Below are 14,831 nucleotides of genomic sequence, written 5' to 3' on the forward strand. Positions count from 1 at the left end.
AATACTGAATCAATCGGGTTAAATTAATATAATTTGTACGAGAACATTGCTGTATTTTGTATATCTTTGTATGGTACAATCCACAAGACGACGACAATATGAAGGTTTTTCAGTCACCATGAAGGGGGCTTTTTTGCATACTTTTGAAAAAGACGCCAACCAAACAACCCATCCGAGTGAATGAAATCGTTTACAAACCCTTCTGCTACAACAAGCCAAATCAACTTCGCACCAGTTCAAGTAACGGCTTTTTCCAACCCACACGTCATTTTAAATAAACGCTTTACATAAAGAGATAAAGGTATGAATCAAACTATTTTGCAAGGTTTCCACTGGTACACAGAAGGAAACGGCGTGTTTTACAAACACATGAAAGAGATTTCTGCTCAGCTTCAAGAGTTAGGTATCACCATGGTATGGTTTCCCCCAGCATATAAGGCAGCTGGGGGTGACAACTCTGTTGGCTACGATCCTTATGACTTGTTTGACCTAGGAGAATTCGATCAGAAAGGAACTATTGCCACGAAATATGGTACGAAGGATGAATACATCGATGCTTGCAAGACCCTACAGAGCAAGGATGTCTCGGTGATGGTCGATGTGGTGCTCAATCACAAGGCTGGTGGTGATGAGACCGAACACTTTCATGTGGTGAAGGTAGATCCCAACAACCGCCAAAAAAACGTATCAGCTCCTTTCGAAATTGAAAGCTATACCAAGTTTACTTTCCCGGGTCGTGGCGACAAATATTCTAAATTTAAGTGGGATTTCACTTGCTTCTCCGGCGTAGATTATGCGGTAGGGCAGGATAAAGGCATTTTCCAAATCATCAACGACCATGGCGATGGGTGGGAAACTGTTGTTGGTTCAGAGAAAGGCAATTACGACTATTTGATGTACAACGACATTGAGCACCGAAATCCCTATGTTCGCAAGGAACTGAACAACTGGGGAAAATGGTATCACGACCAGGTGTTTTTCGATGGTGTGCGGCTGGATGCCGTGAAGCATCAATCGCCTGAATTCTATAAAGAGTGGCTGAATCTATTGCGCTCGAATACCGGGAAGGACATTTTTGCCGTGGGTGAGTACTGGACACCGGGTCTGCTTCCATTGATGCTTGATTATCTGGAGGCTACGGATGGATGCATGAGCCTGTTCGATGCATCGCTGCAGCAAAACTTCCATGTTGCCTCCAATAGTGGCGGTGACTACGACTTGCGACGCATCTTTGATGAAACCCTGTTGTCAGCCCGCCCCGACAAGGCAGTTACTGTGGTTGATAATCACGACACCCAACCTCTACAGGCGTTGGAAGCACCGGTAGAAGCGTGGTTCAAACCATTGGCTTACGCCCTCATTTTATTGCGACAAGACGGTTATCCCTGCGTGTTTTATCCCGATTTGTTTGGCGCACATTATACGGATAAGGGGCAGGATGGCAACGATTATGAGATTTTCTTGGATAAGGTTGATGGCATTGACGGTCTGTTGAAAGCCCGAAAAGAAAATGCTTATGGCACCCAGCGCGATTATTTTGAAGACGCCAACTGCCTTGGTTGGACACGCGAGGGCGATGGATATAACCGAGGATGTGCCGTGGTGATGAGCAACAAAGACCAATACGAGAAACCCATGGAAGTAGGAAAGGCTTATGCTGGGCAGAAATTCTACGATTTGTTGGACAGATTCGACCACAAGATTCAGATTGATGAGAATGGTTGGGGCAACTTTACCTGTCCGGCTGGAAATGTCTCGGTATGGGTTCCAGAATAGTTTTTGCTGGTGGTTTATCAGCCATCTAACCAATAGAGGGCATCCATGATTATGGGAAATGGGAAATTTTGGGGGTGTGATGCCCATTTTACCATTTCCCATTTTCATTTCCTGTTTCTGTGGATAGCGGCGGAACGTGATAATTCACACCCCACCAACTGCTGATATGGAAAACCTGGTTGAGCAACTAAGAAATAATTTTACATGCCCTCGAAATACGAGCTTATTTGCAACCAACCGCAAGGTTGATGGCAAATAAGCGAAATATGAGCGATTTTTATAATTGGTTGAGGTATAATGTGTTATACTTATTACCTCGCTTTATCCGTCAAATTTGTTACTGGTTTCCCTCCAAAAGCATGCTTATTGAACTTCAATATGCATGCTATTGCGTTCCAATAGCATGCCAATAGTATGGCTAAAACATACAAATAACACGATAAACTGCGTGTTTTGATGCTGTAAAGTATGAATTTTTAGCTTGATAGACCACCAAAAAGTCACCATCAGCGGATAATTTTTTTCTATTTCAAAACTTGAAAATTTTGAAATAAATCAACAAAGCGAGTTCTTATGTAGTCAGGTCAGCATGGCGGTGAAACTACCAGTGAGCTGCCAATTGTCCAGCTATCACCATGCAGCTTCGCCCCAATTTCACCGTTTGAAAACACTTCTAAGCACAAACCAGCCGTGCATCGCGAGGGTTGGCAGATAGCCATAATGCGATGCCATGACGTGAAAACGTTCTTTGAGCGATGCTTGGTGATTTTGATTGGTCATGCCGCCATCCAGATAATTCGCCACCACAGTCTGCACATTACGCAACGACAAATGTCTACGAGCCGCCTCTTTCATGATTCGTATGCACCAATCAACATCGGCAGAATAGCGATACTTCGTCAGGTAAGGCGTAACCTTGGCAATGTCGGTGCGTGCATAAAAAGCCTGATGACACACCAGCATGCCGTGTAAGAACGAACGCCAGGTGAGATGGCGCGGTGGCGTCAAGCGTCGACGACGCACAAATTCTCCCTTGTCATCAACGATATGGGTGTCACCATACAGCACGGCGGGCAAGACATCGTATGCGCCCACGCTACCAGCCACAAGTTCCAGCGTGTCGTTTGCCGGAAAGCTGTCACCGGCATTGAGAAATAGTACATAGTCGCCTGTTGCCCTCTGCAAGCCTTTGTTCATAGCGTCGTACAAACCATGGTCAGGTTCTGAAGCCACCACCACCTCGTGTCCGGTTTCCATCTCGGCAGAAAGTGTGGCGTAACGCTTTGCCATTTTCACCGTTTGATCCGTAGAAGCACCGTCAATAATCAAGTGTTCTACCTCTTTATATCTCTGTTTCAGCACACTGTCAAGCGTTCTTTGCAATTCGTTTTCTGCCTGATAGGTGCATGTGATGACGCTGAATTTTATCATATCTCTTTTTGTTTTGGGAGTTAATGGGAGTTATGAGGGAGTGAACGGGAGTTAACAGGCGATAGTTTTTTTCTTATGTGAGTCTAAAGTCCGATAACTCCTATTAACTCCAACTAACTCCCAATAACTCCAGCTCATTACCTTCTGCCTTCCTCCATTGCCTCTTGGTAAACCTCCAGATAGCGCTTTGCCACATGCTGTTGCGCATAAGCAGTTTGCACTTTATGGATGCACCGCCTGCTCAGTTCCGCACCATTGGTATCTTTGTCAAGTATCCACGTGATGCCTTCGGCCAACGATGCGGCATCTTTGTAGCGGGCCACATAGCCGTTTTGCAAATGATCAATCATCTCGGGAATGCCCCCCACGTCAAAACCAACACAGGGTACACCACATGACATGGCCTCCATGATGGTATTGGGAAGATTTTCTGAGAGCGAAGGCAGTACAAATACATCCACTGCATTGTACACGTCCACTATTTTCTTCGTGTCATTGACATATCCAAGCGAATAAGTTGGCAAGCTAAAGGCACCTTCCAACTCTTCCGCATGACCGCCCAACATCACCAATCCCACACTGTTTTTCATTTCAGGATGAGCAGCTACAAGTTGTTGACAGGCCTCGATGAGGTACTGAATGCCCTTATTTTCGTTCGTAATGCGCTGCGACGCGAACAAAACAAGCTGTTGATCGCTGGGCAATCCCAACCGCCTGGCAGCCGCTACCTTATCGTTAGGCGCAAAGAGGTGGGTGTCAATGGGGTTCGGAATGGTTGTCACCACATGGTTTTGCAATAGTCCGCTTGCCTTTGCCTGTGCAGCAAGCCAGTTGCTACATGCCACAAAATGGATGTTGCCCGATGCATATACCTTTTGTTTTTGTTTCCACACCCTGTGCGAGAGGTCGTTTTGTGAGCCATGATGGGGCAGATACATGCAGTTGCCACACTGCGTTTGAAAGTTCTGGCACGACAGGGTAAGGTGACAAATACCCGTTGCCGGCCACATGTCATGCATAGTCCACACCACCGGTTTGCCACTCTCAAGAATCTTTTGAATGGTGCGCAGCGACAACATTCCTTGGTTGATCCACTCCAAATGAATGATGTCAGCTTCTTGAAATTCGGGCAACGACGTGATATCGGAACCCACGTTGGCTATGTCAACATGGAACAAATGACGTTTACAGAAATGCAAATGCCAAAATATACACCAGCGTTCCCATAGAAAATGCAACCTTTTCAGTGCTCGATGTGGCAACTGCGTAACGGTGAGATGGTCGGTTTCTTTATCCTTGACCAGCATCTTGGCCTTGACACCCGACTGGTTCAAGGCATGCATCAATCGGTTGGAAGCCACTGCGGCGCCACCCGTTTTCTCGCTGGTGTTCACAATAAGAACGCGCATATAGGTCGTTTTGATTCTGATGTAAAGGTACGCTAAATCGGAAACACCAACAAGTGTTTCGCCTATTTTTAGCCTATTTCATCCTTGAACTTGCGCCATTCTGCCCATTTTCATCGTATGTGCGTGGCAAAAGGGATACCTGTTTGATCACAAAGAAAGGGTAGAAGAAGCCTGATTTTGTATGTTGTGTGCGGACACAAAATATTGATATAGGTCAAGAAAGAAACATTTTGAGCACTAAAATGGCTCACTTATTTGGAACGAGTGGTAAATCTGTCTACCTTTGCAGTACCAAAAAGGTTAATAGATTGTTTAGGTTAGTAGTAATAGATTTAGGTTTTTAGTTATTAGGTTTAAGGTAAATTAAACAGATTGTTTAACAGGTAACAATGAAGGCCGTGAGGTTTTCATTTACTGAGAAAAGATTTTTAGTTAAACATACTATACGCTGCAGCTCGTTGAGAGTTGCAGCGTATTTTTTTTACTTACGTTTTTTATAAAGCTTTTTGTAGCAGAATTCAATATCACTTACAAACGAATGACGCCGCAAGACCGTGCGCACAAGACGGTAAAGCACGATTGCGTCATCTTAATCTTCCTTCACTTTCTTAGGTCCACGTACTTTTTCGTTCTTGTTCAAGCCGCTTTTTATCTCGATGTTCAGACCGTCGCTCATACCCGTTTCAACCTTTCGTCGCTCGTAAGTCTTGTTATCCTTATCTCCCTTTACGACATATACATAGGTTTGTTTTCCACTAAACTCGATGGCACTCTCGGGAACAGTCAACACGTTTTGCGCACTTGCCAGCACAATCTCCGCATTGGCACTGTATCCACTGCGTATCTTTTTTCCCTGGATGTTACGAATGGCGGCTTTAATCTCAAATTGGTTGGCGCCGTTTTGCTCAACAGCTTTGGGCGAAACATATTCGAGAGACGCCTGTAAGGTGTTGTCCTGCAAGGCTCCGATGGTTATCTTCATCGGCATGCCCACAGAGAGTTGTCCCACTTCCGTCTCGTCGATGTTGCCTCGGAAGATAAGGTCGCCCATGTTGGCTACCGTGGCAATGGTGGTTCCGTCGTTGAAGGTGTTGCTCAAGATGACCGTGTTGCCCACTTTTACAGGTACATCAAGAATCAAACCGCTAATGGTGGAGCGAATAAGTGTGCTGCTGGTGTTGGCATTATTCTTTGACACACCGTCGCGAACCACCTCTAAATTATCCTGTGCAGCCTTCACTTCCTCTTGGGATTGTTGGTAGGCTTGCCGTATCTTGTCGTACTCATCACCAGCTACTAATCCTTTGTCGTAGAGCTTCTTCTCACGGTCGTAGTTCACTTTCGCTTGCTTCACGTTGATTTGTGCCAAGCGAACGCGTGACTGTGCGTTTGATAATTGGTTCATATCAGGCACCACTTTTACCTTTGCGATAATCTCTCCAGCCTGCACCATCTCGCCCGCTTCTTTCATAATCTCGGTGATGATACCCGAAATCTGCGGCTTCACGTTCACCTCGTTGCGAGGTTCTATCTTGCCAGTGATGACAGTTACCTTCTTCAGGTTCGACATCTTGGGGGTAAACTCGTCGTAAACCTCGGGTTGAGGGCGTGACTTGAACCATAGGAAAACAAACGTTCCGATGAAGATGAGGGCGATAACGCCTGCAACGATAAATTTGATATTCTTTTTCATAATGGTGTAATGTATGATTCACAATGCGCAACTCGTTCTGCGGTCGGCGGTGTGTATCATGAATAGGTTCTATGATCTGTTTTCTTATTTGGGTTATTCGTCTCGCATGGCATCCACAGGTTTGATAGACATGGCTCTCAATGCAGGTGCCAATCCTGCCAAGACACCGAGTAAAGACAGCATGATGACAGCGCCCACGGCAGTCCAAAAGTTTACTTGGAAATGTGCAGCAGTAAAGCCATCGGTGGTGGTACTCATCTCTGCCAGCTGCAGAATGATGACGGCAAAGAGAATTCCGCTCATGCCAGCTACCGCTATCAAGATGATGCTCTCTGCGATAATCTGTCCCAAAATGGTGCGTGGCGTGGCACCAATGGCACGCCTGATGCCAATTTCTGTGGTTCGTTCGCGCACTGTTACCATCATGATGTTGGACACACCGATAGCTCCAGCCAGCAAAGTACCGATACCTACGAGCCATACCAAGAAGTTGACACCGGCAAAAAGACTGTCAACCATGCCATACATCACTTCGGTGTTGAACACTGTGATGCCCTTTTCGTCGGTCGGATCAATGTGGTGCGCACGGGCGATGACATCTCTCATGGGTTGTGCCACCTTGCTCATTTTAACCCCGGGACGCCCAGTAACACAAATAACGTGAACGGTTTGCCCTAAATTGTAGGCTTGTTGCATCAGTGGGAGCGGTATGACGACGCTCTCTTCTGCCGACCCATTGATTTGCATGTTACCTGCACTATAGTCTACTCCTACGACACTGTAGTAGATAGAGTCTATCCTAATGAGCTGACCGCAAGGGTCTCCACCGCCTGGAAATAGATTTTTGTACACTTTCTTGCCTAATATACACACCTTCCTGCGTTGCTGCATGTCCATTTCGTTGAGGTATCTGCCGTAGTACATGTGTGGTGTTTCCACCTTGGCGTAATCCGCCATCAGCCCTTTGATGTTGCAGTTGCTTTTCTTGTCGCCAAACACAGCGTTTCCACCCCATTGTGACAGTCCCGGTGTAACGATGTCTAAGTCGCGTACGTTCGCCTTGATACGCTCCACGTCTTTATATTCCAACGTCCATTTTCGCCCCTTCCGATAGCCGTCGTATGGCTTGGTAGTGGGTTGAGCGAAGATGACTGAGGAGTTGGTAGCAAAGCCTTCGAACACCCGATTGAGTAACTCTCTGAATCCTTGTCCACCTCCGATGAGTCCCATGAGCATGAAGATGCCCCAGAAAACGCCAAAGCCAGTGAGGAAAGAGCGGCTCTTGTTGCGCGAGAGTGTCTCGATAATCTCTTTGTATGTGTCGATGTCAAACTTCATGTCTTATTCTGCTCTTAGTGCTTCAATGGGTCTTACGTGTGCCGCCTTGCGTGCGGGAATGAGTCCAGCGATAGTGCCTGCCACCACCATCAGTAGCGTGGCGTTGATGCAAACGTCGAAACCAACGGTGGGATTGACGAACATGGTGGTGGTAAACATGCCCGAATCAACCTTCATGTTGCCAATGGTGGCATTCATGTATTCATTGGCTGCAATGCCTAACACCATGCCGATGTATCCGAAAAAGGTGGTGATGATGATGCTCTCAATGATGATGAGCCGCAGGATAGACCATGGTGTGGCACCGATAGCCTTGCGGATACCGAACTCGTGGGTGCGTTCTTTCACCGTGATAAGCATAATGTTGGAAACTCCGACGATGCCACTGAGCAGGGTAAAGATGCCCACTATCCATAATGCCGTGCGCAACATGCCCATTCCAGTGTTCATCTGCATGGCTTGCGTGAATCGGTTCCATATCCAAACCGCCTCTTCATCATCGGGCGCAGCACCGTGATTACCGTTGAGATTAGCACGGTATCGCTGTTCGAAAACCTCGTTTTGTTGTTCTGTCTCCAAGCCTTTGAACGAGAAAACGATGTTGCCAGTCTTGTCACCCACATTATATATAGTGCGATAGGTAGTGAAAGGGATGAACGCATCGGTACCCATCATGCTTTTGTCTACTTGATAAATACCCACAATGTGAAACGCCAAGTCTTCCATTCTCACGATTTGTCCCAGCATATCTGCCACACTTCCCGTGGGTGAAAGCTCCTTCGCCATGTCATCACTGATAACAATCGACTTCCTGCGGTCTCTGATATCTATCTTATTAATGAACCTCCCGTAGATCATGTCACGCTTGTTGATGATGTAATCGTTGGGATATACGCCACTGATGTTAGCGGCAGTGTACTCTTTTCCATGGCTCATAGTGGTGTTGCCATGGTCGAGTTCGGCACCCACCTCTTCCACATTGTCGCTGAATCGCTCTTGGGTGATATCCATATCACGGTCGTTCAGCTCTATCCTGCGCCCCTCTTTTAGTCCTTTGTGTGCCTTTGACGTTTGTCCGCCAAATATCACCATGGAAGTGTTGAGGTATCTATGCGAGTTCTGTTGCGTGGCGTTGATCAGTCCGTTGCCTGCTCCCAACAGGAATATGAGCATGAAGATGCCCCACGCTACCGCAAACCCAGTGAGGGTAGTGCGCAGTTTATTGCGTCGTGCGGTGGCCCATATTTCTGTTAAGATGTCTCTCATTGTCGATTTGTTTTAAGCTTTATTTCATGATACCTCCTGTCCCGAACGGGCTTGAGTTATGGTCGAGATTCTCCTCAATGCGTCCTATCAGTCCGTCCTTGATATGAATAATCTTGTTTGTCTCGTTGGCGACACCGCTCTCGTGCGTTACCACAACAATGGTCATGTGTTCGTCTTGGTTGAGCGACTTGAGCAGTTGCATCACCTCCACGCTTGTTTTCGAGTCCAAAGCTCCCGTCGGTTCGTCGGCTAGGATAATCTGCGGTTTGGTAATCAGCGCACGGGCAATGGCGACACGTTGCTTCTGTCCACCCGACATCTCATTAGGATAGTGGTCTGCCCATTGCGCCAATCCCAATCTGTCGAGATATTCAAGGGCCTGTTGATGGCGTGTTTTGCGACTTACTCCTTGGTAGAACAAGGGCAACTCTACGTTTTCTACCGCTGTCTTGAAGCCGATGAGGTTGAACGACTGGAAGATGAAACCAATCATCTTGTTGCGGTATTCGGCGGCACGCCTTTCGCTCAGGTTCTTGATGAGCGTACCCGACAGCACATATTCGCCACTGTCATAATTGTCGAGGATGCCTAATATATTTAATAAGGTAGACTTCCCCGAGCCCGATGCGCCCATGATAGAGACAAATTCGCCTTCCTCTATGTCAAGCGTGATGCCCTTGAGTACGTGCAGGGGCTGTGCGCCAAAATAGGTCTTATTGATGTCTTTGAGATGTATCATTTGGCTTTTAGACGACAGCATGGCTTCGAAAGTTGCACCAGCTCAGCTAATTTTTTCTCTATTTTTTCCACCATCACCGTTCTCATGACAATCTTTCCTTCTGGACAGATAAGATAGAAGGAGGGAATCCACTTGATGTGAAAATCCTTTGCCACTTTCGATTCTTTCATCTTCTCGAAGTTGCAAACATGGTATGCTTGCTTGTTTTTCCAATTTTGCTGTACATACTGAGTCCATGCCTCTTTGTTGGTGTCAAACGAAACGTGTATGAAAGCTACGCCATGGTCGGCATATTTTGTTCCCGACTCTTCCACTTTCGGTGTGATTTTTCGGCAATCGGGGCACCAAGATGCCCAAAACTCCAACACCACATACTTCCCTCGGAAGTCGTTTAGCGATAAGGTCTCACCGTTGATGGTGGGCAGCGAAAGGGCTGGTGCTGTCGTTCCAACCTCTAAAAGCTGAGTGGCATACTTGGCATCATCATCTTGTGCCAACAATGTTGCAACTGTGCAGAACAGGCAAAATGTGAGAAATACAATTCTTTTCATGATTAATTATTGTTTTTGTAGATGTAACGTTTGGTCGCAGTAGTCTACTACGGCAGGTCTGTGAGTAATGAATATCACGGTTTTGTCGTGATTAGAGAGAATATTATGTAAGAGCTGTCGCTCCGTCTCGGGGTCTAAAGCACTGGTAGCCTCATCGAACAGCATGATTGGACGGTTGCGCAACAAGGCTCGGGCAATGCTGATACGCTGTGCCTGTCCCTCGCTCAGTCCGCCTCCTGCTTCCGTACAAACGGTGTCTAAGCCGTCAGGAAGCTCCATGACAAACGAGGCACAACTCATTTCCAACGCCGCTTTTATTTCCTCTTCCGTAGCGTTGAGCTTGCCCAATCGCAAGTTGTCGCGAATCGTGCCACTCATCAGCGTGTTTCCTTGTGGTACATACACAAAGTTGCAGCGCATCAGGGGCGACAATTCTTTTTGCTCTTGTTGATTGTATAGGATGACTTTTCCCTCATTGGGGTGCAACAGAGCCAAGATGAGTCGTATCAATGTGGTCTTTCCTGCGCCCGTTTCGCCCAAGACAGCCGTACACGAACCGGGATAAAAATCAAAATCTAACTGTTCAATCACATTACTGTCGCCATCGTCGTATGCGTAGGTAATGTGCTCCAAGCGCACCCCACACGGTGCTGTCAGGGGGATAGGGTCGCCTTGTTCCTCCAAAGGATTCTCCTCGAGTTCCATCAATCGCTCGGCTGCCGTAAAGACTCCGACAAACACAGGTGCTAAGCGAGTGAGGTCGCGCGCTGGTCCTTGAATGCGATTTACTAATTGCAAGAACGCCGTCATGCCTCCGAAAGTCAGCGTTTGGTCAGCCATTCGCAAGGCTGCCCATAGGAAAGCGATGAGATAACCCACAGAGAATCCTGCGTTCAAGATAAAGTTTGATACCACACTAAATGCCGTTCGCTTTACCACCCGATGTCGAAGTTCGCTCTGTGTGCTTTCCAATCGGTCTACCATGATGCTGTCGCTCTCCAAAGTCTTGATGAGCATACGGTGCTGAATGGTCTCTTGCAGCACACTTTGCACCTTGCTATCCGAGTCGCGTACCTGTCGGGTGAGCCTTCGCATCTGTCCAATATACAGCTTACTTAACAGCACAAACACCGGAATAATGCCTACGATAACAAAGGCAAGTACTTTGTCCATAGAGAAAAGATACAGGAAAGCGCCCACAAACATTGCCACTACCGAAATGGTATTAGGAATAGTTTCGGTTAGAAAGCTTACCACCGTGCCTACATCCTGTTCCAACCTGTTGAGTACATCGCCTGAGTGATGTGACTCTTTTCCCGTCCATTCCGACCGCAAAATACGGTCGAGCATGCGTTGCTGCATACGGTTTTGCGCCTTGATGCCCAAGATGTTGCGCACCCAAATGGAACAGATACGCAGGGCGAAGCCGCAAAGAACGAGCAATGCCATCACTCCTACTGACCAGTAGATAGAACCTTCTGTGTGTCCAGACGCCACGTCAATGGCATGCTGTACCGCCCACACTTGTGCTAAGCTCACCACTACGGAGAGCAAACCAATGGCGGCATTGAGGATAGCCTGCAACTGATTGCCACGCCAAGCACGCCAAAGCCATTTGAAAATGACCCTGGCGGAATATTTGGGGGTAGGAATCTTAAACCATTGTCGGATGTTCATAAGCTGCTGTGTCTATGTGTTATCCCCTTGAGTCTGCCCCCCACATCATCTTTTCACGCAGGGTTGAGAAGTAACGTTGACCAAACCGTTTGACGAATAGGGTTGCAAAAGGAGCTTTGCGAATAGTCAGTTGCGTATGCTCACCTAACTTTGTGGAGCGACCGTCAATGGCAGCGAGGAAGTTGTGCGAGCGTGATTCTACCGTGAGGGTAATCACGTTGTTGTCGTTAATCACGATAGGACGGATGTTCAGACTGTGTGGAGCCACAGGTGTGAGGCACAAATTGCTGGTCGATGGTACCATGATTGGACCTCCATTTGACAAGTTGTATGCCGTACTACCCGTAGGTGTCGCAATTACAAGACCGTCGGCTTGGTAGGTTACCAAGTAGTCATCGTTCACGCAAGCACGGATGGTAATCATCGCCGCATTGTCACGCTTCAGGATTGCAATGTCGTTGAGGGCGTAAGGGTTGATGTCTAAGGCATCCCCGTTGGTCTCTAATTGAATGACCGAATGCCTCTCTAACTCGTAATGGTGGGCATAAATGTCAGCAACGGCTTCCTTTAACTCGCTTGGAAGGATGTTGGCAAGAAAACCGAGTCTGCCAGTATTCACCCCTATCAGCGGAATTTGTTTGATGCCCACACGTCGGGCAGCCTTGAGAAAGGTACCGTCTCCACCCACAGAAATCACAAAATCGGCATCGAAGTCTTGTCCTTCAAACCGCTGTACTGTCTCCGATTTGAAATGAACATCTTGACATAAAAAGTCGTAAAACGTGCTATCAATGCTCACGTGAGCACCGTGTGCCTGCAACTCCTCGATAATTCGCAGGAAGAAAGCTGTTTTCTCAGGCTGGTATTCGTTGCCAAAAAGGGCAAATCTTAGTTTCTGTTCTGACATGATTGCGTATCGTTTTATCTGTCCCTGACACAGCAGTCAAGTAAAAAGTAATGACTGACATGCCCTAAGCCGCACGGGCTATACCTTGCAAAAATACATATTTATATTGAAAAAAGCGATGAAACGGTAGAAAACAGATTATCTTTTTCGGAGCATCATAGTTGACGGTTCATGAACGATATTCAGATACATTCACCAGGTGTGCGCCTCACTTTTTATATGTGAACAAATTTGACAGAAAACTAATTACAGGGATTAAAACCACCAATTTGTCAGAAATACGGAGCATTCTGTGATAAAGAATGTAAATTATTTTGAACTTTTGCTCTATTTTCCCTATATTTGTAACGACAATTAAAACAATTAAGTTATGAAAACAACATTAAAAACATTATCCATTTTCTTATGTGCCCTGCTTTTATCAGTAGGATTTGCAGCTTGTAGTGATGACACTGATCCAGCAGAAGCCAAAGTGTTCACAGACGTTTATAAAGGAAAAATATCGTATGTAAACCTCAAAACAGATAAGAAAATTTCAGCCAATGACGGCAAAGTGACTGTTGTCAAACTGGGGAACAGGTATTCGTTTCACTTCAATAATGGCATTCCCGACCTGACCAACATCAAGTTTTCGAAAGAAGATGACAACACTTTCGTGAGCATAGGGTCTGATGGTTTGAAGGGAATCAAGATTGACGAGTCTAAACTTCATATCCTTTATGTAAAGGGTAAGGAAACCTGGACAGCCGATTGTAACAGGTAGACTGGGAACGAACAGCCTCACCCCCTACCCCTCCCCGAGGGGGAGGGGAGTGAATGGCAAAGCTTTGAACTCGTAAACTAGTGAACTCAAGTTCCAATAGCATTGAGTTTGATGACCAAAGTCATTGAGTTTGATGTCCAATAGCATTGAGTTTGATGACCAAAGTCGTTGAGTTTGGAGCGGGCCAGCATTAAGCTGACGACATGCAAAAAGAGGATGCATCATTTCGACGCACCCTCTTTTTTTATTCCGAAATTAACTGATTGTTACTTCTTACTGTGTAAAGAATATGGTTTACAGCTTGACGCAGAATTTTCCATAATGTAAATAGTTGTCTTTTACGACAGACATCATACCCCAAACATAGCCATCTTTAACTTGAAGTATTTCTACATTAATAGATTCTACAACAGATTCATTTGAGCCAAATTGGAAGCGATGTCTGATGACTCCATTCGTCTTTTTTCCGACAGTTAAGTCACCATCAAAATATACATCGCACCACATATAGCTAAAATACTTCCAATATATATGTCCTTTACCATCTTTACTGGTAGCCTTGTGTTCACCATAGGCAGGATAACTTTTTTCATTATCCCATGATACAATCAAATTTTTATGGCTCAGGAACTCCTTTATTTCGTCCTTAGAATACGGTATGGTTGTCTCTTCAACCTTGACAGGGATTGTTTTGCTTGTTCCCATCATGTCGGTAATCGTAACATTTGCAGTGCCATTCGCAATGCCAGCAAGAACGATTTCTCCGTCATCACTTACAGAAGACACTTTGACAACACCGTCATTGCTACTTTTCACGACATACCCGCCATTACCTTCAAGGACAGAAATCTTGGCATAACCATCAGTATGACCTAATTTGATGCCTAAATCAATTGTTTCTTTATCCAATTTCAATTCAAAAAAGCGCATGGTCTTTACGGTGATTCGCCGATAATTTCCTGAAGCATCGGATAAAATAAGTCCAGCAATTCCAAGACGCTTTCCTTCTACCGTCACAGTATTACCCGTAATTTTACCAACTGCTATATTGGGATTTTCATTAATCACTTTATAGTCTCCTCCACCTTTTAATACATTCAAAGATGCAGACTCTCCTTCCTTTATTTCAAGAACATCCTTGTCTAACTGCAATTGAACTTGTGGCGTTTCTACAATCTGTTCTTGTTCTTCTACCTCATCTTTATCACAAGAAATGAATGATGCGGAAAAAAGAAGACAAGCTAATGCTAAATATTTTGATTTCATATCTTCTATTTTTAT

General features: G+C 45.9%; 12 protein-coding genes. 2 read left to right on the plus strand and 10 right to left on the minus strand.

Features of this window, described 5'->3' with window-relative positions; all coding sequences use genetic code 11:
• Window positions 1–303 precede the first annotated feature (303 nt).
• Window positions 304–1,776, plus strand: a complete 1,473-nt coding sequence (locus HMPREF0650_RS01870; RefSeq protein WP_004347875.1) for an alpha-amylase — start codon at window positions 304–306, stop codon at window positions 1,774–1,776.
• A 654-nt stretch (window positions 1,777–2,430) separates the two neighbouring features.
• Here HMPREF0650_RS01870 and HMPREF0650_RS01875 read toward each other — a convergent pair.
• From HMPREF0650_RS01875 to HMPREF0650_RS01915, 9 genes are all read right to left on the minus strand, one after another.
• A complete protein-coding gene (locus HMPREF0650_RS01875) occupies window positions 2,431–3,207 on the minus strand; it encodes a glycosyltransferase family 2 protein (RefSeq protein WP_004347876.1) in 777 nt (258 codons plus the stop codon).
• A 137-nt stretch (window positions 3,208–3,344) separates the two neighbouring features.
• Entirely contained in the window at window positions 3,345–4,616 is a 1,272-nt protein-coding gene (locus HMPREF0650_RS01880; RefSeq protein ID WP_004347877.1) for a glycosyltransferase family 4 protein, read from the minus strand.
• A 589-nt stretch (window positions 4,617–5,205) separates the two neighbouring features.
• Window positions 5,206–6,309 carry an efflux RND transporter periplasmic adaptor subunit gene (locus HMPREF0650_RS01885; protein WP_004347880.1) on the minus strand — a complete coding sequence of 368 codons (1,104 nt, stop codon included), beginning with the start codon at window positions 6,307–6,309 and terminating at the stop codon, window positions 5,206–5,208.
• A gap of 93 nt (window positions 6,310–6,402) precedes the next feature.
• Window positions 6,403–7,647: an ABC transporter permease gene (locus HMPREF0650_RS01890; protein WP_004347882.1), complete on the minus strand. Its 1,245-nt coding sequence runs from the start codon at window positions 7,645–7,647 to the stop codon at window positions 6,403–6,405.
• A 3-nt stretch (window positions 7,648–7,650) separates the two neighbouring features.
• Entirely contained in the window at window positions 7,651–8,913 is a 1,263-nt protein-coding gene (locus tag HMPREF0650_RS01895) for an ABC transporter permease (protein WP_004347883.1), read from the minus strand.
• Window positions 8,914–8,932: 19 nt separating this feature from the next.
• Window positions 8,933–9,652 carry an ABC transporter ATP-binding protein gene (locus HMPREF0650_RS01900; RefSeq protein WP_040562112.1) on the minus strand — a complete coding sequence of 240 codons (720 nt, stop codon included), beginning with the start codon at window positions 9,650–9,652 and terminating at the stop codon, window positions 8,933–8,935.
• Window positions 9,649–10,203 (minus strand): TlpA family protein disulfide reductase, encoded by a 555-nt coding sequence (locus HMPREF0650_RS01905; protein WP_004347885.1) that lies wholly within the window; start codon window positions 10,201–10,203, stop codon window positions 9,649–9,651. Before HMPREF0650_RS01905 ends, HMPREF0650_RS01900 begins: the two co-directional genes overlap by 4 nt.
• 6 nt (window positions 10,204–10,209) lie before the next feature.
• Complete coding sequence (locus HMPREF0650_RS01910; protein WP_004347886.1) at window positions 10,210–11,880, minus strand: ABC transporter ATP-binding protein; 1,671 nt, start codon at window positions 11,878–11,880, stop codon at window positions 10,210–10,212.
• 19 nt (window positions 11,881–11,899) lie between these two features.
• The gene (locus HMPREF0650_RS01915; RefSeq protein WP_004347887.1) at window positions 11,900–12,787 is read right to left on the minus strand and encodes an NAD kinase; all 888 of its coding nucleotides are present in this window, start codon (window positions 12,785–12,787) and stop codon (window positions 11,900–11,902) included.
• A 370-nt stretch (window positions 12,788–13,157) separates the two neighbouring features.
• Between HMPREF0650_RS01915 and HMPREF0650_RS01920 the strand changes: the two genes are divergently transcribed.
• Entirely contained in the window at window positions 13,158–13,550 is a 393-nt protein-coding gene (locus HMPREF0650_RS01920) for a hypothetical protein (RefSeq protein WP_004347888.1), read from the plus strand.
• Between the two features lie 294 nt (window positions 13,551–13,844).
• On the opposite strand, the gene HMPREF0650_RS01925 is transcribed toward HMPREF0650_RS01920, so the two are convergent.
• A complete protein-coding gene (locus HMPREF0650_RS01925) occupies window positions 13,845–14,816 on the minus strand; it encodes a hypothetical protein (RefSeq protein WP_004347889.1) in 972 nt (323 codons plus the stop codon).
• Between the last annotated feature and the right edge of the window lie 15 nt (window positions 14,817–14,831).

The organism is Hoylesella buccalis ATCC 35310, assembly GCF_000177075.1.
Classification (GTDB): Bacteria; Bacteroidota; Bacteroidia; order Bacteroidales; family Bacteroidaceae; genus Prevotella; species Prevotella buccalis.

Bases quoted from the DNA above. Each gene is read 5' to 3' on its own strand.
- HMPREF0650_RS01870 (WP_004347875.1), top strand. From the start codon at position 304: ATGAATCAAACTATTTTGCAAGGTTTCCACTGGTACACAGAAGGAAAC.
- HMPREF0650_RS01875 (WP_004347876.1), bottom strand. From the start codon at position 3,207: ATGATAAAATTCAGCGTCATCACATGCACCTATCAGGCAGAAAACGAA.
- HMPREF0650_RS01880 (WP_004347877.1), bottom strand. From the start codon at position 4,616: ATGCGCGTTCTTATTGTGAACACCAGCGAGAAAACGGGTGGCGCCGCA.
- HMPREF0650_RS01885 (WP_004347880.1), bottom strand. From the start codon at position 6,309: ATGAAAAAGAATATCAAATTTATCGTTGCAGGCGTTATCGCCCTCATC.
- HMPREF0650_RS01890 (WP_004347882.1), bottom strand. From the start codon at position 7,647: ATGAAGTTTGACATCGACACATACAAAGAGATTATCGAGACACTCTCG.
- HMPREF0650_RS01895 (WP_004347883.1), bottom strand. From the start codon at position 8,913: ATGAGAGACATCTTAACAGAAATATGGGCCACCGCACGACGCAATAAA.
- HMPREF0650_RS01900 (WP_040562112.1), bottom strand. From the start codon at position 9,652: ATGATACATCTCAAAGACATCAATAAGACCTATTTTGGCGCACAGCCC.
- HMPREF0650_RS01905 (WP_004347885.1), bottom strand. From the start codon at position 10,203: ATGAAAAGAATTGTATTTCTCACATTTTGCCTGTTCTGCACAGTTGCA.
- HMPREF0650_RS01910 (WP_004347886.1), bottom strand. From the start codon at position 11,880: ATGAACATCCGACAATGGTTTAAGATTCCTACCCCCAAATATTCCGCC.
- HMPREF0650_RS01915 (WP_004347887.1), bottom strand. From the start codon at position 12,787: ATGTCAGAACAGAAACTAAGATTTGCCCTTTTTGGCAACGAATACCAG.
- HMPREF0650_RS01920 (WP_004347888.1), top strand. From the start codon at position 13,158: ATGAAAACAACATTAAAAACATTATCCATTTTCTTATGTGCCCTGCTT.
- HMPREF0650_RS01925 (WP_004347889.1), bottom strand. From the start codon at position 14,816: ATGAAATCAAAATATTTAGCATTAGCTTGTCTTCTTTTTTCCGCATCA.